Source organism: Streptomyces atriruber, from assembly GCF_001418325.1.
Classification (GTDB): Bacteria; Actinomycetota; Actinomycetes; order Streptomycetales; family Streptomycetaceae; genus Streptomyces; species Streptomyces atriruber.
The window spans coordinates 1-26933 of the sequence record NZ_LIPN01000143.1 but is presented as its reverse complement, the minus strand read 5'-3'; the positions used below and the strand labels follow the sequence as shown (position 1 = coordinate 26933).

At 66.9% G+C, this 26933-nt stretch carries 31 protein-coding genes, 1 tRNA gene and 3 pseudogenes; 10 read left to right on the top strand and 25 right to left on the bottom strand.

Features of this window, described 5'->3' with window-relative positions:
• The first annotated feature begins 37 nt into the window (after positions 1–37).
• Complete coding sequence (locus AOK03_RS16375) at positions 38–1519, top strand: FG-GAP-like repeat-containing protein (RefSeq protein ID WP_055565999.1); 1482 nt, start codon at positions 38–40, stop codon at positions 1517–1519.
• Positions 1520–1644: 125 nt separating this feature from the next.
• Positions 1645–2595, top strand: a complete 951-nt coding sequence (locus AOK03_RS16370) for a Yip1 family protein (protein ID WP_055565998.1) — start codon at positions 1645–1647, stop codon at positions 2593–2595.
• Between the two features lie 69 nt (positions 2596–2664).
• Here the strand turns inward: AOK03_RS16370 and AOK03_RS16365 are convergent, their stop codons facing one another.
• Positions 2665–3162, bottom strand: a complete 498-nt coding sequence (locus AOK03_RS16365) for a phosphoribosyltransferase (RefSeq protein ID WP_055565997.1) — start codon at positions 3160–3162, stop codon at positions 2665–2667.
• Between the two features lie 20 nt (positions 3163–3182).
• Entirely contained in the window at positions 3183–3758 is a 576-nt protein-coding gene (dcd, locus tag AOK03_RS16360) for a dCTP deaminase (protein ID WP_055565996.1), read from the bottom strand.
• A 539-nt stretch (positions 3759–4297) separates the two neighbouring features.
• Here dcd and AOK03_RS16355 point away from each other — a divergent pair.
• Positions 4298–4371: transfer RNA gene (locus AOK03_RS16355), tRNA-Gly, on the top strand.
• Between the two features lie 60 nt (positions 4372–4431).
• Here AOK03_RS16355 and AOK03_RS16350 read toward each other — a convergent pair.
• From AOK03_RS16350 to AOK03_RS16305, 10 genes are all read right to left on the bottom strand, one after another.
• Positions 4432–5607 (bottom strand): tyrosine-type recombinase/integrase, encoded by a 1176-nt coding sequence (locus tag AOK03_RS16350; protein ID WP_055565995.1) that lies wholly within the window; start codon positions 5605–5607, stop codon positions 4432–4434.
• Entirely contained in the window at positions 5607–5819 is a 213-nt protein-coding gene (locus tag AOK03_RS16345; protein ID WP_055565994.1) for an excisionase family DNA-binding protein, read from the bottom strand. Before AOK03_RS16345 ends, AOK03_RS16350 begins: the two co-directional genes overlap by 1 nt.
• Positions 5812–7107 (bottom strand): replication initiator, encoded by a 1296-nt coding sequence (locus AOK03_RS16340; protein ID WP_055565993.1) that lies wholly within the window; start codon positions 7105–7107, stop codon positions 5812–5814. The genes AOK03_RS16345 and AOK03_RS16340 overlap by 8 nt, the downstream gene beginning before the upstream one ends.
• Positions 7108–7280: 173 nt before the next feature.
• The gene (locus AOK03_RS16335; RefSeq protein ID WP_055565992.1) at positions 7281–7526 is read right to left on the bottom strand and encodes a hypothetical protein; all 246 of its coding nucleotides are present in this window, start codon (positions 7524–7526) and stop codon (positions 7281–7283) included.
• Between the two features lie 25 nt (positions 7527–7551).
• Positions 7552–7746: a hypothetical protein gene (locus AOK03_RS16330; protein WP_055565991.1), complete on the bottom strand. Its 195-nt coding sequence runs from the start codon at positions 7744–7746 to the stop codon at positions 7552–7554.
• Positions 7747–7760: 14 nt separating this feature from the next.
• Positions 7761–7952: a mobile element transfer protein gene (locus AOK03_RS16325; protein WP_055565990.1), complete on the bottom strand. Its 192-nt coding sequence runs from the start codon at positions 7950–7952 to the stop codon at positions 7761–7763.
• 27 nt (positions 7953–7979) lie between these two features.
• Positions 7980–8582, bottom strand: coding sequence for a DUF2637 domain-containing protein (locus tag AOK03_RS16320; protein WP_055565989.1), 603 nt, complete (start codon positions 8580–8582; stop codon positions 7980–7982).
• 83 nt (positions 8583–8665) lie between these two features.
• The gene (locus AOK03_RS16315; protein WP_055565988.1) at positions 8666–10048 is read right to left on the bottom strand and encodes an FtsK/SpoIIIE domain-containing protein; all 1383 of its coding nucleotides are present in this window, start codon (positions 10046–10048) and stop codon (positions 8666–8668) included.
• Entirely contained in the window at positions 10048–10404 is a 357-nt protein-coding gene (locus AOK03_RS16310; protein WP_055565987.1) for an SCO3933 family regulatory protein, read from the bottom strand. The genes AOK03_RS16315 and AOK03_RS16310 overlap by 1 nt, the downstream gene beginning before the upstream one ends.
• A gap of 161 nt (positions 10405–10565) precedes the next feature.
• Positions 10566–11351, bottom strand: coding sequence for a GntR family transcriptional regulator (locus tag AOK03_RS16305; protein WP_055565986.1), 786 nt, complete (start codon positions 11349–11351; stop codon positions 10566–10568).
• 107 nt (positions 11352–11458) lie between these two features.
• On the opposite strand from AOK03_RS16305, the gene AOK03_RS16300 reads away from it, so the two are divergent.
• Genes AOK03_RS16300 through AOK03_RS16290 form a run of 3 tightly spaced genes read left to right on the top strand, consistent with a single transcriptional unit; the run spans position 11459 to position 12745 of the window.
• Positions 11459–11866 (top strand): NUDIX hydrolase, encoded by a 408-nt coding sequence (locus tag AOK03_RS16300; RefSeq protein ID WP_055565985.1) that lies wholly within the window; start codon positions 11459–11461, stop codon positions 11864–11866.
• 46 nt (positions 11867–11912) lie between these two features.
• Positions 11913–12344, top strand: a complete 432-nt coding sequence (locus tag AOK03_RS16295; RefSeq protein WP_055565984.1) for an ATP-binding protein — start codon at positions 11913–11915, stop codon at positions 12342–12344.
• Positions 12338–12745 (top strand): hypothetical protein, encoded by a 408-nt coding sequence (locus tag AOK03_RS16290; protein ID WP_055565983.1) that lies wholly within the window; start codon positions 12338–12340, stop codon positions 12743–12745. Before AOK03_RS16295 ends, AOK03_RS16290 begins: the two co-directional genes overlap by 7 nt.
• 339 nt (positions 12746–13084) lie before the next feature.
• On the opposite strand, the gene AOK03_RS40915 is transcribed toward AOK03_RS16290, so the two are convergent.
• The 3 genes from AOK03_RS40915 to AOK03_RS16285 all read right to left on the bottom strand — a co-directional run bounded on the left by AOK03_RS40915 (position 13085) and on the right by AOK03_RS16285 (position 17101).
• Positions 13085–15373 (bottom strand): S8 family peptidase, encoded by a 2289-nt coding sequence (locus AOK03_RS40915; protein WP_157868960.1) that lies wholly within the window; start codon positions 15371–15373, stop codon positions 13085–13087.
• A 69-nt stretch (positions 15374–15442) separates the two neighbouring features.
• Positions 15443–16303, bottom strand: coding sequence for an AAA family ATPase (locus tag AOK03_RS40910; RefSeq protein WP_167355612.1), 861 nt, complete (start codon positions 16301–16303; stop codon positions 15443–15445).
• A gap of 459 nt (positions 16304–16762) precedes the next feature.
• The gene (locus AOK03_RS16285; protein ID WP_055565982.1) at positions 16763–17101 is read right to left on the bottom strand and encodes a CU044_2847 family protein; all 339 of its coding nucleotides are present in this window, start codon (positions 17099–17101) and stop codon (positions 16763–16765) included.
• A 1132-nt stretch (positions 17102–18233) separates the two neighbouring features.
• Between AOK03_RS16285 and AOK03_RS16280 the strand changes: the two genes are divergently transcribed.
• Entirely contained in the window at positions 18234–18461 is a 228-nt protein-coding gene (locus AOK03_RS16280; RefSeq protein ID WP_055565981.1) for a hypothetical protein, read from the top strand.
• 138 nt (positions 18462–18599) lie between these two features.
• Positions 18600–19007, top strand: a complete 408-nt coding sequence (locus AOK03_RS16275) for an NUDIX hydrolase (protein ID WP_055565980.1) — start codon at positions 18600–18602, stop codon at positions 19005–19007.
• Between the two features lie 22 nt (positions 19008–19029).
• Here the strand turns inward: AOK03_RS16275 and AOK03_RS16270 are convergent, their stop codons facing one another.
• The 3 genes and pseudogenes from AOK03_RS16270 to AOK03_RS41890 all read right to left on the bottom strand — a co-directional run.
• On the bottom strand, positions 19030–19461 hold the full coding sequence (locus AOK03_RS16270) for an ATP-binding protein (protein ID WP_055566004.1): 432 nt from the start codon (positions 19459–19461) through the stop codon (positions 19030–19032).
• A gap of 307 nt (positions 19462–19768) precedes the next feature.
• Positions 19769–20437, bottom strand: coding sequence for a YdcF family protein (locus AOK03_RS16265; RefSeq protein WP_055565979.1), 669 nt, complete (start codon positions 20435–20437; stop codon positions 19769–19771).
• A gap of 16 nt (positions 20438–20453) precedes the next feature.
• Positions 20454–21134: pseudogene (locus tag AOK03_RS41890) on the bottom strand (hypothetical protein); the annotation flags it as partial.
• Here AOK03_RS41890 and AOK03_RS16255 point away from each other — a divergent pair.
• Positions 21084–21335, top strand: a pseudogene (locus AOK03_RS16255) (IS256 family transposase); the annotation flags it as partial. The pseudogenes AOK03_RS41890 and AOK03_RS16255 overlap by 51 nt on opposite strands.
• Positions 21336–21377: 42 nt before the next feature.
• Here the strand turns inward: AOK03_RS16255 and AOK03_RS16250 are convergent.
• The 6 genes and pseudogenes from AOK03_RS16250 to AOK03_RS16225 all read right to left on the bottom strand — a co-directional run.
• A complete protein-coding gene (locus AOK03_RS16250; protein ID WP_055565977.1) occupies positions 21378–21977 on the bottom strand; it encodes a DUF6058 family natural product biosynthesis protein in 600 nt (199 codons plus the stop codon).
• 552 nt (positions 21978–22529) lie between these two features.
• Complete coding sequence (locus AOK03_RS16245; RefSeq protein WP_055565976.1) at positions 22530–22868, bottom strand: hypothetical protein; 339 nt, start codon at positions 22866–22868, stop codon at positions 22530–22532.
• 86 nt (positions 22869–22954) lie between these two features.
• Positions 22955–23293 carry a hypothetical protein gene (locus AOK03_RS16240; protein ID WP_055565975.1) on the bottom strand — a complete coding sequence of 113 codons (339 nt, stop codon included), beginning with the start codon at positions 23291–23293 and terminating at the stop codon, positions 22955–22957.
• A 79-nt stretch (positions 23294–23372) separates the two neighbouring features.
• Positions 23373–23825 carry an arsenate reductase ArsC gene (locus tag AOK03_RS16235; RefSeq protein ID WP_055565974.1) on the bottom strand — a complete coding sequence of 151 codons (453 nt, stop codon included), beginning with the start codon at positions 23823–23825 and terminating at the stop codon, positions 23373–23375.
• Positions 23818–24915 (bottom strand): ACR3 family arsenite efflux transporter, encoded by a 1098-nt coding sequence (gene arsB / locus AOK03_RS16230; RefSeq protein WP_055565973.1) that lies wholly within the window; start codon positions 24913–24915, stop codon positions 23818–23820. Before arsB ends, AOK03_RS16235 begins: the two co-directional genes overlap by 8 nt.
• 122 nt (positions 24916–25037) lie before the next feature.
• Positions 25038–25430: pseudogene (locus tag AOK03_RS16225) on the bottom strand (ArsR/SmtB family transcription factor); the annotation flags it as partial.
• Between the two features lie 89 nt (positions 25431–25519).
• Between AOK03_RS16225 and AOK03_RS16220 the strand changes: the two are divergent.
• Positions 25520–25960, top strand: a complete 441-nt coding sequence (locus AOK03_RS16220; protein ID WP_055565972.1) for an ArsI/CadI family heavy metal resistance metalloenzyme — start codon at positions 25520–25522, stop codon at positions 25958–25960.
• 36 nt (positions 25961–25996) lie between these two features.
• Here AOK03_RS16220 and AOK03_RS16215 read toward each other — a convergent pair whose 3' ends face one another.
• Positions 25997–26455 carry a hypothetical protein gene (locus tag AOK03_RS16215; protein ID WP_107098015.1) on the bottom strand — a complete coding sequence of 153 codons (459 nt, stop codon included), beginning with the start codon at positions 26453–26455 and terminating at the stop codon, positions 25997–25999.
• Positions 26456–26933 lie beyond the last annotated feature (478 nt).

The window sequence follows — 26933 nt, the reverse complement described above, 5'->3', positions numbered from 1 at the left end:
TGCGGCGCGGGCCGGACCCCGAAGAGTTGGAGTCCCCATGCGCGTACGCACCCACACCCTGGCGTTGGCCGCGGCGACCGTCCTGGCCGCGACCGGACTGACGCTCCCCCTCACGTCGACGGCGACCGCCGCGCCCGCCGCGCCCACCGCGCCCGCCCGGATCACCGGCGACTTCGACGGCAACGGATACGCGGACCTCGCCGTGGGCGTGCCCGGCGGCACCGTCGACGGCAAGGCGAAGGCGGGCTACGTGAGCGTCGTCTTCGGCGGCCCGGGCGGCCCGGGGTCGAGCAACGTACGGCGCATCACACAGGCCACCGTCGAGGTCCCCGGCACCCCGGAGACCGGCGACCGCTTCGGTGCCGCCGTCACCACCGCGCACATCGACGACGACGAGTACGCCGACCTGGTCATCGGCGCTCCCGGCGAGGACATCGACGCCAAGGCGGACGCGGGTTCCGTCACCGTCCTGTACGGCACAGGCGACGGCTTCGCGCTGGCCAACACGGCGGGCCGCGGCGCGAAGGCGGGCGACGCCTACGGAAACGCCCTGACCGCGGCGGACTTCACCGGCGACACGGACGTCGACCTGGCGATCGGCGGCAAGGACCAGGTCGTCGTCAACTACAACCCCCTCGCCGCACGGACCGATCCGCTCATGGGCGACCGCATGGGCGGCCGCGCCCCCGTCATGACGACCGGCGACTTCGACTCCGACGGCCGCCCCGAGCTGGCCGTCGCCTTCTACACGCAGAACCAGCCCTACACCCAGTCCCACGTCCAGCTCTTCCGCTACCTGAAGGAAGAGACGCGGTTCGGCCTGACCTGGAGCAGCGACAACAGCGCGGCGAACGCGCTGGCCGCCGGCGACTTCAACGGCGACGGCCACGACGACCTCGCCCTCGGCAACTGCCGCGAGATCGCCGACGAGAACATCGACGACCCGTGCGGCCCCGAGGAGCTCACCAAGGGCGGCGGCATCCACATCCACTACGGGGACGGCGACGGCCTCGTCTGGGAGGGCCAGACCCTCAACCAGGACACTCCGGGGGTACCCGGTGTCGCCGAGAAGGGTGACGACTTCGGCAACGCGCTCGCGGCCGCGGACATCGACGGCGACGGCAAGGACGACCTGATCGCGGGCGCCCCGGGTGAGGCCATCGGCAGCGCGGCACGCGCGGGTGCCGTCACGGTCCTGAAGGGCGGCGCGCAGGGCATCCTCACCGAGGACGGGAAGGCGGTGGGCGCGGTCTCGTACCAGCAGAACTCCCCCGGCATCCCGGGCGGCGCCGAGGCGGGCGACCTGTTCGGCGCGGCGCTCGGCTTCGCGGACCACAACGGCGACGGCAGCCCGGACCTCTCGGCCGCCGCGCCCGGCGAGAACGCGTCGGCGGGCGGCGTGTGGAACCTCCCGCACCTCGCGACCGGCACGACGGGCGCGTCGGTCGTCACCCCGAACTCACTGGGCCTGCCGACGTCTTCGGGCCCGCTGACGTACGGAGCGTCGCTGGCCCGGTAGAACTCGTACGGGTATCCGGTAGGACCCTTCCGGGTACCCCTAGGGGTTGTCACAGGTCGGCCGCAAAGCGCGTCTCCTCCCGAGGAGGGACGACCCCACCCCTGAAGACCAGGTACGTTCGATTCGTGGCTGGATTCAGGATCGGACGCGGCCGGGACAACCGCGCCCCGCGACCGCAACAACAACCGCGGCAGCAGCCGTACGGACAGCAGACCCCTCAGGGAGGGCAGCAGCCGTACGGCTATCCGCCTGCGCCGTCGGCCCCCCACCAGGGCGGGCCGCACTACGGCGGAGGTGGTGGCGGTGGTGGCCACCAGCAGTGGCCCCAGGCCGGTGGCGGCGGCAACCACGGCGAGCCGGAGTACTTCGGCGGCCAGGGTGGTCAGGGTGGTCACCAGGGCGGCCCCCAGGGCGGCGGCTATGACCCGTACGCGGCCAACAACCCCGGGCACACCCAGGCCTTCTCCATAGGAGAGGACCCGTACACCCAGGGCGACACCTACCGCGCGGGCCAGGCGAGCGCCCCTCCCATGGGCCCGCGTCTGCACTGGAAGGACCTGCTCCGCGGCGTCGTACTGCGCCCCGGCCCGACCTTCTTCCAGATGCGGGACTACGCGATGTGGGGCCCCGCCCTCGTCGTCACGTTCCTCTACGGCGCGCTCGCGATCTTCGGCTTCGACGACGCCCGCGAGGACGCGATCAACGCGACGCTGTCGTCGGCGGTCCCCTTCGTCCTCACCACCGGCATCGCGATCACCATCAGCGCGTTCATCCTGGGCGTGGTCACGCACACCCTCGCCCGCCAGCTCGGCGGCGACGGCGCCTGGCAGCCGACGGTCGGCCTCTCCATGCTGATCATGTCGCTGACGGACGCGCCCCGCGTGGTCGTGGCGATGTTCCTGGGCGGCGGCCAGACCTTCGTCCAGCTGCTCGGCTGGGCCACGTGGATCGCGGCGGGCGCGCTGCTCACGACGATGGTCAGCAAGTCCCACGACCTGCCGTGGCCGAAGGCGCTGGGCGCGTCGACGATCCAGCTGCTGGCGATCCTGTCGATCATCAAGCTGGGCACGTTCTAGTACGTACACGCGTAGGGAAGGGCCCGGCGGACAGCAACTGTCCGCCGGGCCCTTACTCACGTACTCACGTCAGGCGTCGAGAACCTGACCCGCACGCTTCACGACGGGCGGCTCGACACTCCAAGGGAAGTTGATCCACTCGTCGGTGCGCTTCCACACGTACTCGCACTTCACGAGGGAGTGCGACTTCTCATAGATGACGGCGGACCGGACCTCGGCGACGTGGTCGAGGCAGAAGTCGTGGACGAGCTTCAGCGTCTTCCCGGTGTCGGCGACGTCGTCGGCGATCAGCACCTTCTTGTCGGTGAAGTCGATGGCGTTGGGCACGGGCGCGAGCATGACGGGCATTTCGAGCGTGGTGCCCACGCCCGTATAGAACTCCACGTTCACCAGGTGGATGTTCTTGCAGTCGAGTGCGTACGCGAGCCCGCCCGCGACGAAGACGCCACCGCGGGCGATGGAGATGATCACGTCGGGCTGGTACCCGTCGTCGGCGACGGCCTGCGCGAGCTCGCGCACCGCATGGCCGAACTTCTCGTACGTAAGGTTCTCGCGCACGTCACTCATGCCGTCACTCATGCTGGATGTCACACCTGTGTCCGATGGAAATTGAGGAAGGACCGGGAGGCGGTGGGGCCCCGCTGTCCCTGATAACGCGACCCGTACCGCTCCGACCCGTAGGGGGCCTCGGCGGGCGAGGTGAGCCGGAACATGCAGAGCTGCCCGATCTTCATGCCCGGCCAGAGCTTGATCGGCAGAGTCGCGAGGTTGGACAGCTCAAGGGTCACGTGCCCGCTGAAGCCCGGGTCGATGAACCCGGCGGTGGAGTGCGTGACGAGCCCGAGCCGCCCGAGGCTGGACTTGCCCTCCAGCCGACTGGCGAGGTCATCCGGCAGCGAGATGACCTCGTACGTCGACGCGAGCACGAACTCCCCGGGGTGGAGGATGAACGGCTCGTCGCCCTCGGGCTCCACGAGCCGCGTCAGGTCGGCCTGCTCGACGGAGGGGTCGATGTGGGGGTAGCGGTGATTCTCGAACACCCGGAAGTAGCGGTCCAGCCGCACGTCGATGCTCGAGGGCTGCACCATGGATTCGTCGTACGGGTCGATCCGCACCCGTCCGGAGTCGATCTCGGCCCGGATGTCCTTGTCTGAGAGAAGCACGCACCGAGGATACGCAGAGCGCGCGGGCCCTCCCCAATCGGACAGGACCCGCGCGCCTAACTGCGTCCGTTCGCTGACGTCCGTTCGCTCCCGCCTCCGCTACCGCCTCTGCAAGGTCACCGGCACGGCGTGCCGGAGCCTGGCACATCGCGGACAGCGGATGAGCCGACCGGGACCGAGCCGGTCCGCCTGCTGCATCGGGAACGAAGCGGTGCTGAACACGTGCCCTTCGGCACATCGGACGACGGTGCGCTCCATCAAGTCCTTGGGTCCCTTCCCCAGTCGTGGGTGAGCTCGTACGTAGCCGTACTCACTCGTCTCTCGCTCGCCTCCGAGCCGACGACGAAAGGCCACATTACGGTATGAAAGGGACGCCCATCCAGGCGGCGCGACCGCGATCCACGGTACGCCCCAACTCCCTCCGGACGCACGGCGCATCCACCTCCCGGACAGCACTCGGGCCCCGCGGCGAGAGCGCCGGGGGCCCGGGATGAGGTAGAGTGTGCGACGTTACGACACCGGTTCATACGGCGTCTTTCGCGGGTGTAGTTTAGTGGTAGAACATCAGCTTCCCAAGCTGAGAGTGCGAGTTCGATTCTCGTCACCCGCTCCATAGTTGAGGCCCAGGTCAGCGACCTGGGCCTTCTTGTTTTTCGCCTACTGTCCGGTCAGATCACTCGCCGCGTGCCAGATCCGTGCCAGAAGGCGGACCGCCCTCCTTCTCGGCTCTGGTCTGCCGAGCCTTGCGCACGGTCCGGTGAAGCATGCCCGCGACCTCCTCCTGACGCTCGTCCTCCGAGTGCTGGTAGCCGAGCGCGGCCTTCTCGGACGACTGCCCGGCGCGGACCATCGTGTCCTTGAGGGTGGCACCCGAGCGGGTCGTGAGGGTGTGCCCCGTGTGCCGCAGATCGTAGAAGCGGAAGCCCTCCGGGAGACCGTCGACGAGCCCGCGGGCCTTGCGCCACTTCCGTCCGAAGGTGCTGCGCCGGAAAGGGGCACCGCGCTCTCCGACGAAGAGCAACCCTTTCGGGCCCGGCTCGGCGTAGGACTCCATGTGCCAACGGAGCTCCCGGTGGAGGAAGGCGGGCAGGACGACCGTCCGCGTACCGGCCTCGGACTTCGTGTCGCCCTGCACGCGGCGCCCGTTCATCCGCTCCGGCTCGGCCAGGCGCACACGAATCCGCAGGGTGTCGAGGTCGACATCCCGACGCCGCAGGCCAGCCAGTTCCTCAGGCCGCATCGGACCGTACGCACCGAGGTAGACCATCAGGCGCCACCGCATCCCCATGGCCTCGGCGAGTGCGTCGACCTGGGCGACGGTCGCGATGCGCCGCTCGGCGGCCTTCTCCTTGCCCGCTCCCTTGATCCGGCACGGGTTGCGGTCGATGAGGTCGTCATCAACGGCCGTTTCCATGACGGCCTTGAGCAGCCGGTACGCCTTGGCAGTGATCGTCTTTGCGCCGGTCGTCCGCAGCCGCTCGGTCCGCCACTCGCGTACGCGAGGAGCCGTGATCTCGTCCAGGTCGGTGTCACCGAAGGTGGGCAGAAGGTGCTTGTCGAGGAGGTAGCGGTACAGGTCCTCGGTCAGCGGCGCGAGGTCGCGTTCCTCGACCCACTTCTCCGCGTAGGTGCGAAAACTCACGGCCGCCGCATCCGGGTCCCGCCACTGACCGCGACGGATCTCGGTCTGCTTCTCAGCGAGCCAGTCGTCCGCGTCCGCCGTCGTCTCGAACGTGAACGGTGCCGGGCGCATCACGCCATCGGGCCCCGGATAGCGGGCCTGGTACCGCCCGGACGGAAGACGTCTGATCGCCCCGAAGCGGCGCCGCCTGCCTTTGTCGTTGGCCATCAGGCAGCCCTCCCGTATCGGGCACGCGGGCGCTTGATCGGCTCCACGGTGTGGGTCGAGATGAACTCCTCGACGGCGCTCGCCGGGATGCGCACGTGACGGCCCACCTTCACGTACCGAATCCGCCGCTCCTCGATCAGCCGCCGAGGGAAGCGAGCGGTCGTCCCGAGCAGCTCGGCGACCTGGTCCACGGATAGGTAGCGGCTATCCACGAGTGGGCTCTCCTTCTGTTCCGGGGGCGGGTTCGAGGGTCGCGGCGAGCCAGGCCTCAGCCGAGGACAGGCCGGTCCCGGCGAAGACCCAGTGCGAGAGGACGAGCGTCGAGTCGGGCTCGGCCTCGGAGGTTGCTGCGGCTTGGGCTCGACGCCATGCGGCGCGGGCGTCGCGGAGAGCGCCGAGCGTGGTCGAGTAGCGGCGGGACTTCGTGGAGAAGTGGCCGCGGAATCCGAGCATGTGGGCCCAGGCGCGGAGGCGGAGTTCCGCTAAGTCCTTGCGGGCGCCGAGGGCCCAGGCCTTACGGATGAGCCGCTCGGCGTGGTCGCTGATGTCGAGCTGGGCCAGCTCGGCGAGGAACCTCAGCGGGCGGTCGAGGGCGCCCGTCGCGGTCTCCGCGCCCTTGGTGGCGTACTTCGCGATGTACGCGGCGACGGCCCTGTCGGTCAGCTCCTGGCCGCCGTCGAAGTCGGCGCTTCGGATCGTGCGTATGTCGAGTTGGCGGCCGAAGGCGAAGGTGTGCGGGCGGCTGTCGATGACGGGACCGTCCACGCGCACGCCGGTAGCGGCGGTCTCGATGGCGTCCGTGAGCAGGTCAGCCGTGGCCCACGCCGGGGGCGGGGTGTCGCCGCCCCCGGGACCGTCGATCCGGATCACGGCGTGGAAGTGGACGGCGCCGCGCTTCTGGTACTCCGCGACCTTGGCGAAGGACACCCGTGCGTGCTCGCGGAACGCGCGTTGGGAGAGGCCCGCCCGCTTGGCGACCTCCCGGCGCAGGGAGATCGAGAAGCGCCGCCACAGGGCCCCTGCATGGGCGTTCCAGAGCACCGCGGCTTCGTAGTCGTACGTCGACGGGTCGAGCGGGCTGCCGAGTACGGCGTCGTCCTGGTCGTGGAGGCGCCCGCACCGGCAGCGGCGGACCGAACCGGCAGCCCCGGACGGGCGGTTGTGGACCGGGCCGAAGCTCGGCGCGGTGAAGGTGGCGAAGACGCGGGGGTGGGCGGCGATGCGTTCGGGGGTGCCCTTGCCGCCTCGGAGGCCCGAGGTGATCAGGTGAAAGGTGTCGCGCCGATAGACCTCCGCGCAGGCCGGGCAGCGGGTCGTGCGGCGGTTGTTGCAGCGGGTGAGGAGCTGTCCGGCCGGGAGGGACGACGAGTCGAGATGGTGGAGGACGTTGCCGATCTCGCCGGTCCGGGTGTCGACGTCGTACTCGGTGCGGTGGCCGTCGAGGCGGATCGGGTTCGCGCAGCCGCCGAGTCCGGAGAGCTGTCGGAGCAGGCCGGGCATGGTGCCGAGCGAGGCCAGTTCACCGAGTTCGCGAAGTGGGGGCGGCGGCTGGGTCGTGCGCGTGAAGATGGTGGTTCTCCTTCTGGTTTCGGTCAGGAGGGGGAGCGCCTCCGGGGCGGCGGATGCTTGGCGGTATCGAGGCCGCCCCGGGGGTCTGTCAGATGTGCGGCGGATCAGCGCCGACGCTGGTCGCGGAGCATCGAGCGCAGGACGACGGCGGCGACGGCCACGGAGATCGCCGAGATGGCGACGGCGGCCAGGAGCGCGGTCAGGACGACTCCCCCTACGAGCACGGCCACGACGGCTCCGGTGCTGATGGAGATCTGGGGAGCGGGGCGTCGTGCGGGCGCCGGTTCGGTCGGGGCGTGGACGTAGGCCGACGGCGGGGACGGGTTCTCGGGGTACTTGGGCAGGAACACGGCGAACCTCTCCTTATCTACTCGTCTAGTCATGTGAGCCGTTGACGATGTCGACGCCGGATCGTGTGCCGGAGTCGATGACGGGTGCCACGAAGGTGCGCGAGAGCAGGAAGCCGAACAGGGCGATCACGATGACGATCCAGGTGCGAACGCCGAGGAACTTGACCGCTCCCCAGGCGATGAGACCGAGGACGAGGACGAGCGGCAGGCTGACGGTCACGAGGGCAGGTCCTTTCAGCGCACGGGGCAGCGGTGGGTTCGCGCGGCCAGCTCGGCGGCGGCCCGGCTGTCGTAGTCGGCGGAGAAGCCGCAGCGCGGGGCGGTGCAGGCGACGGTGTGCTGAGTACGGCCCCGGTCGCCGTTCGAGGTGCCGACCTGGACCGGACCGGTGCGAGTGATGGAGCGGAACTGGCGGTTGGCGGTCACGTTGCTGTCCTCTCGGATGTGGGTGTCCTACAGGTGGGTGGCGATGGCTTCGGCCATGGGCGCGGGCACGCCGAGGCGGGTGCGGAGGGTCGGGACGTCGATGGGTGTGCCGGTGCGGGTGTGGTGCTCGGAGGCGACTTTGCGGGCGTGGTCGATCAACGCGGGCGGGACGGATACCACTGCCGGGGCGGGCTCGGCGGTGGGCAGGGCGGGCGCTTCGTCGGCGTCCTCCTGGACGAGGACGTCCTCGACGACCGTTGCCTCCTGCGGGGCCGAGTGCGCGAGCAGCGTTCCGCCGAGGAAGGCCACCGCGGGCCAGCCCGCGACGAGGATGCGCAGCCAGGCCGGCACGGCCTCCATGTCGAGCAGTCCGGCTGTGGCGACGTTCGCACCGAGCGAGGCCGTGAGTGCGATGAGGAACCAGCACCACCCAGCGGTCTTGGCGTCGCCGGTACGCAGCCGACGCCAGGCGGCGACGAGCAGAAGGTCGACCGAGACCGGGTAGGCCCAGGCTTTCCACCCGTCTTGCCCCGCGGCCGACGCGACGTCGTGGAGGTGGGCGAAGGACAGGGCGGCCGCGATGACCGCTTGGACGAGCACCGCGTCGACACGGGCCAGTTGGGCACGCATGCGGCGGCTCCTTCCGGGTTCAGGCATGGGAGGGGTAGGGACGTGGCGCGAGACGGTCGCGTCGGCCGAGAAGCAGGAGCGGCTTAGTCGGTCAGCGGGCGCGGCTGCACGACAGGAGCGGGTGAACCGGGCGAAGGCCGTGCGGGCGCGACGGTCGGCCGGAAGCGGTTCAACGCGGGCAGGTCAGGGACCAGGTCCGCCGACTGGCGGCAAATCTCGGCGGCATCGCCGAGGGAGAGATGCGGCGTACGGATGCGGGACCACCCACCGGAGGTGTCCCCGGCCACGGCGAGGCCGGGCGACTCGGGGGCGATGGCGCAGGCCGCGGAGACCGCTTCGGGGGCGATGTCACCGAGGGCCATCTTCGCGGAGGCTTCGTCGTTGACGCGGTGGCAGACGCGGCCGGTCAACTGGGCCCGCAGCATGGTCGCCCCCTTGCCCAGCTCGGCACCGAAACGCTGGCCGCAGACCTCCAGATAGATCCCGGCGGCGCGGCCGAGCTGGGCGAGCCGGATGAGCTGGGTGACCATCTCGTCCCGCCGCTCTTCGTCCTTCTTCGTGGCAACGAGAAAGAGTTCGGCGACCTCATCGACGAACAGCACGATGGGTACGGGGCGTTCCTGCTCAGGCAGTCCCCAGACGTCGGAGGTGATCTCCTCATCCAACGTCCCCGGAGCGAACCCTTGCCGGGCTTTGATCAGGTCGTATCGATCCTCCATCTCCTTGATGAGTACGGGGAGGAGTTCGGCGGCCTGGTCGGGGTCGGTGGCGAGAGCGGAGAGCCGCGGTGCGAAGGGCGCCAGTTCCACGCCGCGCTTGCAGTCGATGCCGACCAGGGCGACGGGGTGCGAGGCCAGTCCCGTGATGAGGTTCCGCAGGTACATGGACTTGCCGGACAGCGTGGCGCCGAGGGTGAGTTGGTGCGGGACCACTCGGTAGTCACGTACGAAGGGAGTGGCGTCCTCGCGCAGGGCCACCGGCACCTTGAGAAGCCCCGTACCGACCGTCTTGCGCGGCATCCGCACCCGTCGCAGTACGTCGAAGCCGACGAGCCTCAGCTCGACCACACCGGGCTTGACCGACCTGACGTACACGGCGTGAACTCCCCATGCGTGACGGAGCCGTTCAGTGGAGGCTGCGATGTCGTGGGGTTCCTGTCCCGGAGCGAGCCTCAGGCGTAACCGCAGCCCGGTCGACGTGGGCCGGATGCCCCGCATGCGCGGCGGCACTGGACGGACCTCCCGACCGGTGGCCTTGAGCGCCAGCAGCCGGAATCGGGTGGGAGCCGTGGTCAGGCCACAGGCTTCCATGACCGAGCCGTACGAACCGAGAAGTCGGGCCGTGGATATGGGAAAGCCGAACGTGGACCAGTGCACGCGAGGGTGCCGGGCCCGGATGTAGGCGGCACCGGCGCCGAGCGCGGCGACGGGACCACCCACCTCCAGGAACGTCGCGAGCTCGTTCATCAGGCCGCAGCCCCGGCCACGTTCGGGAAGGCGGCGGAGGTGACGGCAGCGGCGCGGTACGCGATGCCATGCCGCTGCTGACCGTTGAAGACGCTCTCCCAGGGCCGGGCCAGGAGCCCCGGAAGCGAGACCGGAGCACCAAGGGCCAGCTCTTCGGCGACCCCGCCCTCGGGAATGGTGACCTTCACGAGGGAGGACTCCCCGTCCTCGATGTACACGACGCCGATCGTCATCAGGGCCTCACCGGTCTTGGCGTCCTTGGCGATCTCGCCGGTCTGCCGGTCGCGGACCTTGGGCTCGGGGGCCTCGGTGAGCAGGATCGTCGCGGCTGAGGTCTCAACACGGATGGTGCGCAAGACAGACTCCCCATCTACTCGTCTATACAAGATGCGTCACGCGAACCCGATCTCCGAGGGCGTGGCGATCACCTTGCCATACGACTTGCCAACTCGTCTACACGAGTAGGCCTGTTGGGATGTACGAGTCCGAAGGGAGCGTCGGTCTCGCGCACCAGCCCTCAGGTGGCCGGGAGTTGGTACGACAGGACGTAAGCGTCCGCCGCCATGACGGTGTCGCACACTTCGACGGCCCGCCCTTCGGTGTCGTACGCGGTACGGATGAGGCTGATGACGGGCACGCCGGAGGCCAGCCGCAGCGTCCGCACTTCGGCGGGCGAGGGCATCCGGGCGCGGATCTCTTCCTCGAAGTGGTCGAGGTGGTGGCCGAGTTCTTCGAGGCGGGCGTAGATGCCGCCGGGGCCGGGGTTGGGCTCGGCGATCTGCGTACCGCGTGCGATGTCGAGCGGGAGGTAGGAGGTGGCGAACTCGACCGGGCGCCCGTCGAGCAAGTACCGGCGCCGTCGGGCGAGCACCCGCCGCAGCGAGCCGAGCCGGGTGGAGATGTCCTGGCTGGCCTTCTCCTCCTTGACCTCCAGGCTGTCCACCTGCGGGCGACTACCGGCGGCATCAGCCTCGACGATGAAGGCGGACTTGCCCTGCTCGCGATGGCGGCGGGCGAAGCGGTCGGAGGCGAGCCGTCGCACGGGAGGTCGCGGTCGTACGAAGACGCCCTTGCCATGCTCGGCGTGGACCAGGCCCTCGCCCTGCAGCACGGAGAAGGAGTTCCGGACGGTCATCCGGGATACGCCGTAGTGCTCGACGAGTTCGGCCTCCGAGGGCAGCTTCTCGCTCTCCTTGAATCGCCCACGGTCGATGGCCTCGCGCAGCTGGTCGGCGATCTGTCGAAACACCGCACGATCGCTCGTGGGGTCGATGTCGCCGAGCAGGCTCGGGAGAGACGTCACGTGTACTCCTTTAGGTATCTAGACGAGTGGGCGAGTGTTGTTGCTACGGTGGAGAGCCTAGCCATCCGAGAGGGTCGAGGACCGTGAGCACTGACCGTCCGCACTCCGTGAGCGTTGCCGGAGTCATCGTCGACGACCAGGGCCGGGCCCTTCTGATCAAGCGCCGTGACAACGGCAAGTGGGAACCTCCGGGCGGCGTCCTCGAACGCGAGGAAACCATCCCCGAGGCTCTGCAACGCGAGGTCCTCGAAGAGACCGGAATCAAGATCGTGCTTCCGGCGACCCTCACCGGCATCTACAAGAACATGACGGGCTTGATCGTCTCCATGGTCTTCCGCTGCGAGGCCGCCGACGGTACGCCCACGACCGGCGACGAGACTCGCGCTCTGCGCTGGGCCACCCGCGAAGAAGTCACCGAACTCGCCGACGAGGCATACGCGATCCGCGTCCTGGACGCACTCGACGCGGCATCCCCACCGGCCATCCGCGCCCACGACGGCGTGGAACTCGTCTAGCTCGAACCCGCTGCACATGGCGGCCTACCAGCACGAAGGAACTTGTATGCACGAGTATACGAGCACCGCCCGAGTCTGGGGCCTCACTTGCCCAGGTTTCCCCGAAGAGGTCAGCAGAGCCCGCCGCTGGACCCGCGACATCCTCGCGGGATCGCCGCTGGCCGAGGACGCGGAACTGATCGTGAGCGAGCTGGGCGCGAACGCGATCCTGCACACGGCGAGTGGCCGGCCAGCGGGCAGTTTCCATCTGGCACTGGCGGTCTCCGCCCAGGTCATCGCGTTGTCAATCACGGATGGCGGGGACGCAGAGACGGCCCCGAAAGCCAAGCATCCGGACGAGGAAGCGACCCACGGGCGAGGCCTGGGCATGGTCAGCGCACTGGCCCACCGGGTGGTGGTGCGGAACAGCGACGGCGGCCACACGGTGACAGCGGAACTTTTCACGGACTCACAACCGCCTGGTGGACGCCCATGCTGAACACCGACTTGAGCGCCGCCGACCTCTACCGCGGCTTCTGGTGCGAGTGCTGGGCGGAGGACCTCACGAGCCCGGACCACCCGACGGTGACGACAGCCTTCGGCGCCTACTCGGCAGCCCAGGCGGACGGCTGGCTCCCCACAGCACTCCACGTCATCACGAAGGAGCTCGCCCCGAACGCCCCCACAGATACGTGGGACTGGCTCTACGAGAGCCGCATCGACACCAGACGAGCACTCCTTGACGCCGAACCCCGCACGCTTTCAGTGACCTACGCAGGCATGCGCGTGACGTGGACGATCCGCCCGGTGCTCTTCCTGCCCCTCGCGGGTCACCAGAAGAAGTCTGAACTCAGCTCATGCGGAGCCCACTTGGACTCCAAGCCCTACGGATCCGACTGAGTTACAACTTTCTCTACTGGTTCAAGACGGCTCGCTCCGCTCACCGCGCGCGGCCCGGCTCCCCGGGCCGCCGCTCCTGTCTCCGCCCCGCTGCAGCCCGGTCCACCGGGCCGCGCGACAAGAGCTGGCAGCCAACTGAACTCTGAGAGAAAGGGTACATCGTGGCTGGGGCGGTCGGCTCCACGGCTTTAGGCAGCCACCATGGGGCGAGCCTCGAAGATCATGGCCCCAACGTCGTGCTTTAACGGGCAGGTCCACAGACTGCCCGACTCGCCGGAAGCTTAAGGGGCCATGATCACTCACCCCATGGCAGCTCCCGCCCAAAGCCGCTCCACCAACCTATGTCCGAAGTCGCAGCGGAACGGGAACTGGCAATTCTGAAAGCACAGGGAAATCCACTTTTGCCAGATCGTAGACCGGTAGCCCAGACAGCGACTCAACGGTTACTACTAGCGAGAACTCAACGGGAGGGGAATCTCTAGTGAGCACCCCCCCTTCACGGGTAAGAAACTCGATGTCGAGTCTCGGCAGGTGGAGGCTTGACGCCATCAGGCAATCCTGCCCCTGCATTACAGTTTCCCATTTTCCCCCTCGGCGACGATTGGACTCCGACGCCTTTGGGCCCACCTTCTGGGAGCGAGAAACTGGCTGCTGACTCATTTTCCAACCTTCTTCAAGCAGGTCGGCAACGCGATCGGCTTCTTCTCGGATATTGACCTTGATAATTCGACTGGACTTTTCAGGATCTCTAAAACCGTACACCTCGGAGTGAGGGCGCAGAGTAAATTCCAGGCCAGACTCGGTGTACTCTACAGCCTCCGTGGGATCCGTAGATGAAGCGTAGGAAAGCGTCCACTTCACCTTCACCTTTCCCCTGTCTATTCCTCCGGGAACTGGCAACGTAAAACCCAGTATCTGCTCTCGCTCAATCGAGGATTGATAGAGGACAGTCACCTGGCGATCAGAGCAGAGAAGCGCATCGGAGAAGTCGACGGGAAGTCTCCCATATCCCGATTCAAGAATATGACCTGAATCAGCATGGGGCTCCGCGAAATGAATTGCGAAAGACCGCAGGGCAGAGGCACTTGCCCGGTCACCTAACTGAGTACTGAGCTTAGCCAAACCATGTGCCGCCAAGGGTGCGGCATAGCTAGTGCCCCAGTCGTACGAGAGCCGCCCGTCACCCATCAATCGCGCAAAGGGGAGATCAGAATCCCCACCGAAGGCCAGCACTGCCGGCTGAACCGTCGCCCCCGGGCGGCCAGGACCAATCGCACTGTACGACGGCCTCGACCACATCAGTTCCGGATGCGGTCGGTCACAAGCTCCGACACTGAGCCCATTTGCCATATCGGCGGGCACTTGGACTCGGTTTTCGCCTGCCCCGTCTTCCTCTCCGTTGTTCCCTACAGCAACAACAAAGAGGATGTCCCTTTCGTAGGCAAGCGCATCCAACACAGCCGTCCAACGATGCGGTTCGCCATCGTCCACTGGAACCTCTGGTCCAAGGCTGAGATTAACTATCATTGCATCACTGTCTGCCACCTGCTTTTGGATTTGATCCAGAAGCCAGTAAAGCTCAGCCCCATCAGTGTCATGCCCTGGGATGCAGCGGAAGTGAGTAGCTCGTACCTGCGGAGACTGGAGGCTACTTCCTGCCTCGACACTCCCGTATAGCACGGCGCCCGTTACAGCACTACCGTGTTCTATGGAGCCAGGAAAACCTGGCCTTCCACTCAGGTCCACTTGGTTAACCGAACCTGCGAAGAAGTCACCGTTAACTTCCACGCCAGCATCAAAGATGAGCACCTCAGGAGCGTCAGCCCGAGCAGGCGGTGGCGCAGGCTTAGAAACACCGGGAGCCGACCGAAGTGGAATCGCTGGCACAGGGCGAATGCGCGGCATTTTCCGTATCGAGCGTAATGGATTAAAAGCTGCAGCCGCCTTCGCCTTATTTGAAGGGAGAAGCACCGGAACGAACGTTAGTCCACCCACGACATCGCGCCTATCACTGACAACCTCACCCCCCAGGCTCCGAATATATCGTTCGAATTTTTCAAACACTTCACCCGACAGAGGTCGCCTTGAAATTCCAGGAAGATCAGGATCGGGATGCAGAACTGCTTCGAACGGCTCCCGCCCCCCGACGGGTTCCGTAGCGGCACCGGTCGAACCTCGCACGACCTCAGCAACCCTCGGCAGGTGTATATCGGAGAACCTCCTCAGATCTTCCGCAGCTCCCTTTTCCCGGCGACTGAGAGAATTCCCTGAGAGAATATGCGTCAGCTGCTCAAGGCTGTCATTGCCGCCCGCCACGATTAAGGATTTAGTTGGTACATCAAATTCCGTTGTGCTGCGGAGTATTAAATCGCCCGTTGCGGGGCGAGACCCCAGAGCAGTAAGACCAAGTAGCTTGACCAACCTGTCGGGGAAGTAGCTGTTCGCCAGATAATTCGGCAGCAGCTTGACCTCAAAAACTACATGGTCCGCACGTAGACTGCCGTCCAAACTGCGAGCAGCGTTTCGTAACACTTGCACCTGCGGACCGAGTATTCTCTGTGAGTCCTCCAGGGTGTACGGGTGGTACTTACTTCCTCCTCCACCTGCCCTGTCAATCATTTCCGACATGTGCTCTCCTCCTACGAGGATGCGTCCGCCAGACCCTGTACTCATTTCCCCCCCAATAGTGGAAACGTACTACTGTTCGCGCTCCCGGAATGTCGAGATCACCCTGCTGACGGTCGGATGGCTTACACCAAGAATGTTGGCGATTTTCCGATTCGAGAGCCCTAGATGCACGCTAGCTGCGACCGCTACCTTTTCTCGGATTTTTGCGTCCTCACCAGCCAATGCACGTAGTTTTGGAACAGCTAGGCGCACAAGATCCTCTTCGAGTGAAGACAGGTCACCGTTTCGCACAATTGATTCCCTGGCGGTGCCGTTACACAAACGCACAATGTCTGAATGCGAAAAACCGTCCGTTGCTAGTGCCATGAGGCCACACGTATCGTCAGATACCGCGGTGGAAATAATTGCAGGAAGAGATGAGATGAGAAGCTTTCTTTCGCCGATCGCCGGAAGAGGGAGCTCTATCAGGACGTCGAACCGCCGGGAGATTGCAGAATCCAAGAGTTCTTTATGATTCGTGGCAGCAATCAGAAAACTACCAGCTGGCCAGCGGTCAAGTTCCAGCAACAGAACATTGACCAACCTCTTGAGTTCACCGACATCTGAATCATCTTCGCGACGCTTCGCCAGAGCATCAAATTCATCAATAAAAAGGACGCATTCATTCTGCGTAGCGAAATCAAGGATGGATCGAAGGTTTCGCCCGGTGCGTCCTAGATAGCTGGACATCACCGAAGCCAAGTCGACAACCAACAACGTCTGCTTCATCTGGCTAGCGATATGAGCTGCGGTGAGAGTCTTGCCAACGCCAGGCGGCCCACTAAGAAGGACGCTCCGTGAAGGCTGAAGCCCAACATCCACCAACGCCTCACGCACGGGACGTTCTGCAATGAGCGCATCCACCCGCTCTCGCGTGGCGTCGTCCAACACTGGGCCATGACTCCCGGTGGTTTCCGCCACACGCAGCAGAACTTGGTTAGTCTCAGGGTCTCTTGGCAGATTTGTCGTCTCCGGAACGACTGCCCTAGCACTTTGCGCTACGTCGACACCGCGGAGCGGGTTCTGCGCTTGTGACGCTGTGAGCAGAGCCCTCAGCTCGGCACGTAGGGTCACAGCGTGGTTAGCGTCCTCAGGCGGACGCCGCATGAGACGCCGGCACTGCTCACGAACGGCCTGCGTATCCGCTCTGAGGCCAGCATCCATCACCTCTAGCAGTGCCCTCTCAGTCGGACTGAGACCTGCCTTATCCTGCCCCGCTGACGCACTCATGCCGCGAGGTTACCAAGAGGGCACGCTGTCAACCAGGGGGGATGCCCCTAGTGGTTCACGAATGTCACTCGATGAGGCTAGGTTTACCACCGCAGGTCTGGATGTGTTGACCCGTAACCTCTACGTCGACGGCGTCCATCTGGCTCGGACCTCGAAGGTTGAGTCAGCCTTGACCTTCCCCACCAGCGGCACGCCCGCCTCTCCCGAGAGAGATACCCCAAAGCGGACTTCCAACTCGCTTGGTGGCGAGTCCCCGAACCGATCACGGATAGCTGCGGATACGTCTTCGCAGGTTTGAACGATCGCCTCACCCACGTCCCGCAGCCCACTGAGCGCCTGCTGAGCCGACCTCCCAGCGCCTCTGAGCAGCTTCGACTGATCAAAGTTCTCGACTGCCAGCGGTATGACTTCGACCAGGAAGAAGGACTTTCCGTCGGCAGACTCGACCTCTTTGTACACAGATCCCCCCAACTCAAGGCTGATGACTACTGACTCATGATCCCGTAAGTCACGCTCAAGTGGGGGCGTTTGGCGTTTTAGATGACCTGTGAGACCCGGTGCGCTGGGTTGCGCTTCTTAGTGTGCTCAGTTGTTTCGGATGTGCTCGGCAGTGACGCTCTGCATTCGGTGTGGACTACTCGCGGACGAGTCCGTTGCGGGGACCCAGGATCAGGCAGTTGACCAGGCGGAACTCTGGAGAGACAAGGCCCCTCCGGAGCCGTGTGCTACTCAGTCGGCAAGCCGGAAGACAGCACCGAAGAAGAGGCAGCGTGCTCCGCGCAGACAGCCCACCAGCTCTCGCCGCCAGTGTCCACGACGCGAACGCTCCACATTGCAGGCGCACGGCACGGCGCAGCCCAGGAACACGCGCCCCGCGCCGATGCTGTGTCTATGCGATGGTGGTCTTCCGCCCACGGGCCCAACCACTGAGGTTCCATGCCCCAAAGTGAAGCCAACGTTCAACCAGCCTCGCTACGCACGTGCCAGAACTCTGCGACCGAATCCATCGGAGCAAGAGTGTTTAACTGCGTGACAACGCCGACGAACACCAGCGGACAAGCGCGAACGTCTATGGACCGTCAGCGCAGGTGAGAGCCACACCAGCCCAAGGCAGCGCCCTCACCCCAGTTGCTTCGGGACGAAGCAGCCACTGCTCCAGGCCTCGGCAGCACGCGTCCGCCGTTACGGCTCACTCTGACGGACGTTACCGAGCAGCGTGGCTGAGGCCCGGTGGTTGGTAGCGGTGGCACACGCGCGCCTGGCCGGCCGACGCACTCGCCATCGTGGTTGACTTTCGTCGGTTGCGGCTCAGGCACTCCGGCGAGTCAGCCGTCCAGGACGGTGCCAGGATGAGGGTGCGTGCCATTCATGTGCCAGGTCGTGTGGGGAACCACGGGGAATGGCGGGGCGTAGTCTGCCAGCCCAGGCCAGTGGCCTGGCTGCTTCGCCGCAGCTCAGCCCAGTAATCTGTCTGAAAGACCCGAGCTTCCCAAGCTGAGAGTGCGAGTTCGATTCTCGTCACCCGCTCTTGTCTCAGGCCCCCTGGTCATCGACCTGGGGGTCTTTTGCTGTCCGGACGTCCGGGGGCCCAATGCACACAGCCGTGATCATCTCCAAGGCCGTACTCACCATCCTGGCCACATGGCTGACCCTGACCATCCTGATCGCGCTCCCCGCCCTGCTCCCACCACGCTGGGAGTACACCCTGGTCTCCCCCGCGAGCGTGGGCCTGTGGCTCCTTGCCATGCTGACGGCCCCTCCCATCGCCTGCTGGAAACTCCGCGCCTGGATCCGAACGATTCCGGGCGACCCGCGGTGATCGGACGTCTGACCGCTTCCGCCGACGGGACTTGATGCCGGGGTAGCGTCACGTGCGTCGCTGCGGCGGGGCACCCAGCCACCCGCTCGGATCCGGAAGAGGGCCGAGGACTTCGTGAGCGCTGACCGTCCGCACTCGGTGAGCGTCGCCGGAGTCATCGTCGACGACCTCGGCCGAGCCCTCCTGATCCAGCGCCGCGACAACGGCCATTGGGAGCCCCCGGGCGGCATCCTCGAACCCGAGGAAACCATCCCCGAAGCCCTGCACCGCGAAGTCCTCGAAGAGACCGGCATCAGGATTGCGCTCCCCGCGCCCCTCACCGGCATCTACAAGAACATGACGGGCCTGGTCGTCGCCCTGGTCTTCCGCTGCGAGGCCACCGGCGGCGCGCCCACGACCGGCGACGAGACCCGAGCCCTCCACTGGGCCACCCGCGAAGAAGTCACCGAACTCACCGACGAGGCCTACGCGATCCGCGTCCTGGACGCACTCGACGCGGCATCCCCACCGGCCATCCGCGCCCACGACGGCGTGAAACTCGTCTAGCCCACGCCAGGCACGTGCCGCATCACGGCTTCCAGGCCGCATCAATCGTGAAGGAAACGACGGTGCCGCCGAAGCGGCTGGGGCCGACGCTCCAATCGTCGGACAGCTCATCGACCAGAAGCAGCCCTCGCCCATGCGCGTCGTCGGCATGGGGGTCACGTAGACGGACGTCGGCCGGGAAGCCCGGATTGTGCACGTCGACCCGTAGGGATTCCCCCTCCCGGAACCAGGCGACACGCACTCGCCAGGACTCCTCGGCCCCGCCGTAGAGGACGGCGTTCGTCACCAACTCTGAGAGCATCAGGACGCAGTCGTCGATCGAGCACGCCAGGTCGTACGAAGCCGTGAACTTCCGAAACCACCGCCGCGCCCGAGGCACCGACTCAGGCACGGGATAGAGAGTCATCCCCCCGAGCGGGAAAGCCTCGCCCAGCCCACCACGCGCATCCGCCATGAGCACCACTACTCCCTATCGGCGCCGCCGTGCCTCCCAAGGCGACCCTCCCCACTCCCGTACCAACGCGCCAGTCTCCGACCCGCTCCGGCCCAATCCGCCAAGCACGATCGCCCATAGTGATCGGCGGCGGAACGGAAGACGGCCACGCCTTGGCCGGTGAACGGCACACGGTCGAGGTGGGTCATGCCGCCGGTTCCGCAGAGATACTGGCGTGCGCCGGTGTCGGCGGCCAGGTCGGCGAGCCTCTCGGAGCGGACCCGCCACGCAGTCAGGACACTACACAGAGCCCGTCCGGCACTGCGGTTCAGGGAGTGATGAGGCGGCTGGTGAAGCCGTCGTGGATGAGGGATTCGTACGCGGCATGCACGTCCTCCGGGACCTCCTGCTCGATGGCGAACCCGAGCTGCGGATACTCGATCACCCGCTGGAGGTCGCCGACGAGCATGTCCACCACCAGCTTCTCGTCACCGATGCTCTTGAGGTAGTCGTCGAACTCCAGCGGCTCCGATGCGCACACGATCTCGGCCTCGGGCCACAGCTTGCGGGCGGTCGCGAAGGACCGTCGTTCCATGTAGGGCTTGGAGACCAGCAGCACGGTGGCCGGGGCGACGCCGGCGGCGGCGAGGACGTCGCGGGAGAGGGTGATGTTCTGCCCGGTGTTCGCGGCGTTCGGCTCCAGGAGGATCGCGGAGGCGGGGACGCCGAGGTCGATGGCGTGCTCGCGGTAGTGCACGGCCTCGCCGCGCGGGAAGCGGGAGCGGGTGGTGGGGCTGTTCCCGCCGGTGAAGACCAGGAGCGGGAAGAGCCCCGCGCGGTACAGCTCGGCCGTACGGGTGGCTACGCCGAGGTCGTGGCTGCCCAGGCCGATCGCCACGTCGACGGCGCGGGCCTCGTGGTGCATCTGGTGGTGATCCCAGATCAACTTCGCCTGGTGCCATTGCTCTTCGGTGATGGCCTTGTGGTTGTCGCTCACGCGTGGGTCTCTCTGATCACCGTTGCCGGAGCCCTGTCGGCCCCTCGCTGCTGGCCTTGACGCCCTCGATGCTGCGCAGTTGGTGCACGAGTCCGTACTGCGCGGCTGTTCCAGCGGCCTGGTCGAGGGCGTGAAGTCCATCATCCCGGGTCGCCCTGTCGGAGAGGAGGATGTGGCCGTGAGCGGTGTCCATTCGTACGCGTTGCATCGGTGAATCGGTGCACCCGCTGCGGCGGGCGATGTCAATGAAGTACAGGGCCCGGGTGAGGTCGCCGACGCCTCGGCGGGCCAGGGCGAGCTTCTGGTGGGCCACCGACCAGTCGTCGGGTTCGGTCAGGTCCTCGAACTCTCGAGTTGCGGCCTGCATGACGCGGGTCGCGTAGTCGTGGTTGCCGTCCTTGCTCAGCGCAGTGCCCACCCAGAGGCGGGCCCTGGCACGGTCCCGGCGGGAGAGCCTGTCGTCGACGGCGAGGGCCTGGTAGGTGTGGGCGGCCGTGTCCAGCTTGCCGGACATCTCCGCGACGACCGCGAGGGACAGGTCGAGCTGGGCGACGCGGCGGGGGATGTCGAGCTGGGTGAAGATCGAGCGTGCGTCCACATATGCGGGGTGGGCGGACAGCGGTCCGAGTACGCAGCCCTGGTCACCGCCCAACACTGGATCCATCTGCGAACGACCAACCCGATCGAGTCCACGTTCGCCGCCGTCCGGCTGCGGACCAAGGTCACCCGTGGCGCCGGCTCCCGCACTGCAGCCCTGACGATGGTCTTCAAGCTTGTTGAGTCCACCCAGGCCCGGTGGCGGGCCGTGAACGCGCCCCACCTCGTCGCCCGCGTCCGCGCCGGAGCCCGCTTCGAACGCGGCCACCTCGTCGAGCGTCCCGAAGCCCGCGCGGCATGAGCGATCGCAACCGATCCGCAGAACGCCACCCATGGATCCGGGTCACGGGCGCGGGAAGCGGGCACGCGGGGCGTCGATGCAGGTGTCCCGGGACGTGGGTCCGCCGAACCGAAGACGGTCGTAGGCCGTGAACGCCGGTTCCAGCGTGTCGAGTTCGTCGACCAGTGCGTGCAGCCGCTCAGACCACCGTGCTGAACCGGCATCCGGCTCGTTCGCTGCGGCGCTGATCGCAGTCGTCAGGAAATCTTTGCGCTGAATGGCGGCCGGGGTCACCGAGTGCAGGCACACGTACTGTCCGCTGAGATACGCATTCCACTCCGCCTTCCCGGTGATCGGGTCGGCCCAGTGAGCGGTGAACCACGCTTCGAGCAGCTCTACGCCGCCCGCTTCGTCGGCGAGAGCGAACAGGTCGGCCGGCACCATCTCGGCACCGTCGGAGCGCAGATATCCCGGAAGCGGCAGATGCTGCCCCAGCATCAGCCGGCGGACCGCATCGGCATCGCGGCCATGAATTGCGCACAGTTCCTCCAGGGCAACGAACTGCGCGCTGACGTATGCGTCATCGGTATCGATCATCGGATGGTCGCCGTTGACTTCGCGGAATCGCTCGGCGAGCTGCTGCTTCAGATCTGTCCCCGACATCGGGTCGCCTCCGGCGTTTACCAGCGCGGGCATCTCCCGCACAGGACTCGGCACGCTACCGGCCGGACGGTTCGGCACTCACCGAACCATCGATGGAACCACGACAGCACGAGGGCACCTCGCCCTTGCTCCGCCCACCGATCCACAGCTCTTGACCATTACTCGTGGAAGACACCGCCACTGCCGTAAATGTCATTGCCTGGTTTGGCCACGGGGAACTTAGACACCTTCGCCTCACGAATGGCCGTTTCTGAACCTCGGGCCATGCCTCCAATCGTCCGGGCCCCTGTCAATCGGGATGCCGATGTCTGGCACCAGTAGCTGACGCCGACAGGAGCGAACAGCGGCGGGCGGCACCGGACCTCAACGGACCAGAATTCCCGTGCCAGATCCGTGCCAGGTTGGTCGGAGAGCCACGGGGAACGACGGGGAACGGAGCACAAGCCACGAGGGCCCGGAAGCCACTCCCCCGCAGGTCAGGCGCCCAACTCCGCCTCGACCAGACGAGCTTCGCAGGATAGTGGTTGTTCCGGAATCGGCGGTGATCCACTTTCAGGTGCCCGAGTCACCGCCGTCACGAAAGGTCCGCTGGAGGGTTCGAACCGCGACCCAGGCGATTGCCCCCGTCAGAACCAGTACGTCGCTCCAGACGAAGATCCCCACAGCCGTGTTGAGCTCGGGGAAGCGCTCCTCGTCGAAGGACAGACCACCCAGCGCGAGCACTTCGGCAAGAACCGAAAGCCAGAGCAGTGCGCTGAAGAGGGCAAGTCCGCGGCGCACACGTGCTGGTGTGCCGGGAAACAAGTCGCGCAGACGACGGGGGGATTCCAGCACCAGTGTCAGAAGCAGTACGGGGATGATCTGCGCAGCCACAGAGTAGAAGTCGTTCACGTCGCCCCCCAGTTGGCCTCGGCGTCCCTTCCGCTCGGAGCGTGTCGACCGTGGGATCCCGGCGCAACGGGCCGCAGGGAAGGCGTCTATTGGGGGCGCCGAACGCCGGTGCACGCCACCAGCTTGCTGCCGTCCTCATCGAGGAACAGCATGAAGACCCACGATCCGTCTGCAGCCCTGATCTGCCCCAGTCGGACCGGTCGGCTGTGCAGGTCGAGGCGTCGCACGGCCTGCGCCAGGCCGGAGGTCTCGATGCCCCTCCGCAGGGTGTGACGGAGTCGGCGCCCGTAGACCCTTGCGAGCGATTCCGCGGACGTCGTTCCCTCCCAGACAACGTGGGAAGCGCCGGCGCGGAGAGCAGCCAGCGCGGCCGACGACGTCTCGTCACCATCGGCCAGCAGCCGTTCGAGTTGTTCCCGTTTCATGACCTCACCCGGCCCGGATCCTGCTGCACGGCAACGTAGTACAGCAGGCCCATCGGCCTGTTCGAGGGCGTGAAGTCCATCATCCCGGGTCGGGCTGTCGGAGAGCGGGATGGGGTTGAACCGCCGGGGCGATCTCCGTGATCAGGCTTCGGATGCGTTGCTCGATCTCGTCGCGGATCGGGCGGACAGCGTCGACGCCCTGGCCTGCGGGATCGGGGAGTTGCCAGTCGACGTAGCGCTTGCCGGGGAAGACCGGGCAGGTGTCGCCGCAGCCCATCGTGATGACGACGTCGGAGGCCTGGACGGCCTCCGTGGTGAGCATCTTGGGCACCTCCGCGGAGATGTCGATGCCGACCTCGGCGAGCGCTTCGGCCACGGCCGGGTTGACCGTGTCCGCCGGGGCCGAGCCGGCTGAGCGGACCTGGACGCGGTCACCGGCGAGGTGGGTGAGGAAGGCGGCCGCCATCTGGGAGCGTCCGGCGTTGTGGACGCAGACGAACAGCACCGACGGTTGTCGAGGGGCGTCAGGCATGGGTGGGTTCCTCCCGTGGTGCGGGGGCAGTTGAGGACGGGAAGTAGCGGCGCGCGTGCAACGCCACGTACACCAGACCGATCAGGACCGGCACTTCGATGAGTGGGCCGACGACCCCGGCCAGGGCCTGCCCCGAGGAGGCGCCGAACGTCGCGATGGCGACGGCGATGGCCAGTTCGAAGTTGTTGCCCGCCGCGGTGAACGCGAGCGTGGTGGTACGCGGGTAGTCGAGGCCGACCGCTCTGCCCAGCAGCATCGATCCGGCCCACATGAGGGAGAAATAGACCAGCAGCGGCAGCGCTATGCGGGCCACGTCCAGGGGCTGGCTGGTGATGGCGTCGCCCTGGAGGGCGAAGAGGATGACGATGGTGAACAGCAGGCCGTACAGGGCGAACGGGCCGATGCGCGGGATCAGCTTCGCCTCGTACCAGGCGCGGCCCTTGGTCCTCTCGCCGATGCGGCGGGTGAGGTAGCCGGCCGCGAGCGGGATGCCGAGGAAGATCAGGACGCTGCGGGCGATCTCCCAGACGGACACGTCGAGTCCGGTCTGTTCCAGGCCCAGCCAGCCGGGCAGCGTCCGGAGGTAGAACCAGCCGAGCGCGGAGAACGCGATCACCTGGAACACCGAGTTGAGGGCGACCAGGACGGCCGCCGCTTCACGGTGCCCGCAGGCGAGGTCGTTCCAGATGATGACCATGGCGATGCAGCGGGCCAGGCCGACGATGATCAGGCCGGTGCGGTACTCGGGCAGGTCCGGCAGGAACAGCCAGGCCAGGGCGAACATGAGGGCCGGGCCGAGCAGCCAGTTCAGCAGCAGTGACGGCAGGAGCAGGCGGCGGTCGCGGGTGACGGTGTCGAGGCGGTCGTAGCGGACCTTGGCCAGCACCGGGTACATCATCACGAGCAGGCCGAGCGCGATCGGCAGGGACACTCCGCTCACGGTCACCGTGGCCAGTGCGTCCCCGAGGCCCGGGATCAGGCGGCCGAGGCCCAGGCCGACGGCCATCGCGGCGAGGATCCACACGGCCAGGTAGCGGTCCAGGAACGACAGCCGACCCGCCACGCTCTGTTCAGGTGCGGCCGCGCTCATGAGGCGGTGCCCGTGGTGCGGGTGGTGCGGGTGGTGCCCGTCGTCGCCGAGGAGGCAGGCAGCGGGGTGCGGGTGGTGCCCGTCGTCGCCGAGGAGGCAGGCAGCGGGGTGCGGGTGGTGCCCGTCGTCGCCGAGGAGGCAGGCAGCGGGGTGCCGGCGGGGCGGGTCAGGATGCCCGCGAGGCGGTCGGTCATCTCCGGCAGCAGCCAGTAGTAGACCCAGGTCCCACGGCGCTCGCAGTCGATCAGACCGGCCTGCCGCAGCAGCTTGAGGTGGTGCGAGATCGTCGGCTGCGACAGGTCGAAGGCCGGGGTCAGGTCACACACGCAGACCTCGCCGCCCGCCTTCGAGGCGATCATCGACAGCAGCCGCAGACGCACCGGATCACCGAGCGCCTTGAAGACCTTCGCCAGGTCGACGGCCTGCTCCTCGTCCAGCGGTGCGGTCAGCAGCCCCGGACAGCACGCGTCGGTCCCATCGGTCTGCCCCAACACCACAAGCTCTTGCTTCGACATACTTCTATGTTGACAGTCTTCGATCCAGCGCGCAATGTTGCATCGACAGACATTGACAGACATCAATGCAAGCGAATGGGAGTACCGCCATGTCCCGCGCTCAGCTCGCCCTCCGTGTCAGCGACCTCGAAGCGTCGATCACCTTCTACGCGAAGCTGTTCGGCACCGAACCCGCCAAGCGACGCGAGGGCTACGCCAACTTCGCGATCTCCGAGCCCCCGCTCAAGCTCGTCCTCATCGAGGGAGAGCCGGGGCAGGAGACCCGCCTCGATCACCTCGGCGTCGAGGTCGAGTCCACCGACCAGGTCACCGCGGCCACGGGCCGCCTCAAGGACGCCGGTCTGGCGACGTTCGAGGAGAACGACACCTCCTGCTGTTACGCCCTTCAGGACAAGGTGTGGGTGCACGGGCCCGGCCAGGAGCCCTGGGAGGTCTACGTGGTCAAGGCCGACGCCGACACCCTCGGCGCGAGCGCCCAGGGGGCGGGCTCGTGCTGCAGCGACAGCGGCAGCGGGTGCGGGTGCGGCTGATCCGTGCGGGTGCGGCTGCGGCTGATCCGTGCGCCATCAGGGCGTCGCCGCCCACGTATAGGCCGCGCCACCAAGCGCCACGAGCACCCCCAGGCACACCAGCACTCTCGCAACGGGATGCAACCAGCCGAGCCTGCCCGGCTGGTGGAGAGCCTGTTCGCGTTCGATCAGGCGCAGCGAGGCGATGCCGAGGGTCGTCGCCAGGTGCCCTTGTATCTCCTTGACCGCGTCTTCCGCCAGGACCGCCGACTCTTGAAGCCTCATGCTCTCCGTATACGCCGCGACGAGGATGACGCCCGACAGCAGGCTGATCACTCCCGCCGCGGCGTGCATGTCCGCGTTCAGAGCCGCCGCATAGGCGGTGGCCAGGACCGCGAGGCCGACCAGCAACGCGTTGAGTATCTGGTAGGCCCGTCCCCGCCGGTTCTCGTACCAGCGCCAGGCGTGGTCAAGGGCCAGCGCGAAAGCCTCGTGGTCAGTCCCCCGTGGCGTCATGGGGGCAAGATGGCAGGCGCCGTCGACGTCGTCCAGATGTCCGCTGTCTCCGCCACGAACCAGGAGTCTGCACCCACGGGCAGGCTCCGCACGGGCCGGAATCCTCAGGCCGTGGGCCGGGACTCTGCCGCGAGCAACTCCGCTTAGTGCTGGCCGAGTTCAGAGAGCGGGGGCGAGCGCGGAGGCGCTCGGCCTCGACGCCGAGCCCCAGCGGGGCGGCCCGATCGTCACAGCGGCCTTCACCAGACATGGTGTGGCCGCTCGCTCCCGTCTCCGCACTGCCCTGGGCCGAGCACGAGTCTGTGCAACCGCCGGATGGGCGGCTCGCCCGTAGAGGGTGCCCCGCCGTGTGCAATCAGCCTCTCCGCCGCCCTCGCGCCATGCGTACGGAGCAACAGCCTGTGCCTCGTCCACCACCCGGAGCCCCCCTCCGGAGAACAACCCCACCCGGAGAACAACCTGTAGCTTATACACATCT

What these genes read in the sequence shown, in the direction of transcription:
- AOK03_RS16375 (WP_055565999.1), top strand. Translation starts at nt 38, where the DNA reads ATGCGCGTACGCACCCACACCCTGGCGTTGGCCGCGGCGACCGTCCTG.
- AOK03_RS16365 (WP_055565997.1), bottom strand. Translation starts at nt 3,162, where the DNA reads ATGAGTGACGTGCGCGAGAACCTTACGTACGAGAAGTTCGGCCATGCG.
- AOK03_RS16350 (WP_055565995.1), bottom strand. Translation starts at nt 5,607, where the DNA reads ATGGCCAACGACAAAGGCAGGCGGCGCCGCTTCGGGGCGATCAGACGT.
- AOK03_RS16340 (WP_055565993.1), bottom strand. Translation starts at nt 7,107, where the DNA reads ATGCCCGGCCTGCTCCGACAGCTCTCCGGACTCGGCGGCTGCGCGAAC.
- AOK03_RS16320 (WP_055565989.1), bottom strand. Translation starts at nt 8,582, where the DNA reads ATGCGTGCCCAACTGGCCCGTGTCGACGCGGTGCTCGTCCAAGCGGTC.
- AOK03_RS16315 (WP_055565988.1), bottom strand. Translation starts at nt 10,048, where the DNA reads ATGAACGAGCTCGCGACGTTCCTGGAGGTGGGTGGTCCCGTCGCCGCG.
- AOK03_RS16295 (WP_055565984.1), top strand. Translation starts at nt 11,913, where the DNA reads ATGCACGAGTATACGAGCACCGCCCGAGTCTGGGGCCTCACTTGCCCA.
- AOK03_RS16290 (WP_055565983.1), top strand. Translation starts at nt 12,338, where the DNA reads ATGCTGAACACCGACTTGAGCGCCGCCGACCTCTACCGCGGCTTCTGG.
- AOK03_RS40915 (WP_157868960.1), bottom strand. Translation starts at nt 15,373, where the DNA reads ATGTCGGAAATGATTGACAGGGCAGGTGGAGGAGGAAGTAAGTACCAC.
- AOK03_RS16280 (WP_055565981.1), top strand. Translation starts at nt 18,234, where the DNA reads ATGCACACAGCCGTGATCATCTCCAAGGCCGTACTCACCATCCTGGCC.
- AOK03_RS16270 (WP_055566004.1), bottom strand. Translation starts at nt 19,461, where the DNA reads ATGGCGGATGCGCGTGGTGGGCTGGGCGAGGCTTTCCCGCTCGGGGGG.
- AOK03_RS16250 (WP_055565977.1), bottom strand. Translation starts at nt 21,977, where the DNA reads ATGTCGGGGACAGATCTGAAGCAGCAGCTCGCCGAGCGATTCCGCGAA.
- AOK03_RS16240 (WP_055565975.1), bottom strand. Translation starts at nt 23,293, where the DNA reads ATGAAACGGGAACAACTCGAACGGCTGCTGGCCGATGGTGACGAGACG.
- AOK03_RS16235 (WP_055565974.1), bottom strand. Translation starts at nt 23,825, where the DNA reads ATGCCTGACGCCCCTCGACAACCGTCGGTGCTGTTCGTCTGCGTCCAC.
- arsB (WP_055565973.1), bottom strand. Translation starts at nt 24,915, where the DNA reads ATGAGCGCGGCCGCACCTGAACAGAGCGTGGCGGGTCGGCTGTCGTTC.
- AOK03_RS16220 (WP_055565972.1), top strand. Translation starts at nt 25,520, where the DNA reads ATGTCCCGCGCTCAGCTCGCCCTCCGTGTCAGCGACCTCGAAGCGTCG.
- AOK03_RS16215 (WP_107098015.1), bottom strand. Translation starts at nt 26,455, where the DNA reads ATGACGCCACGGGGGACTGACCACGAGGCTTTCGCGCTGGCCCTTGAC.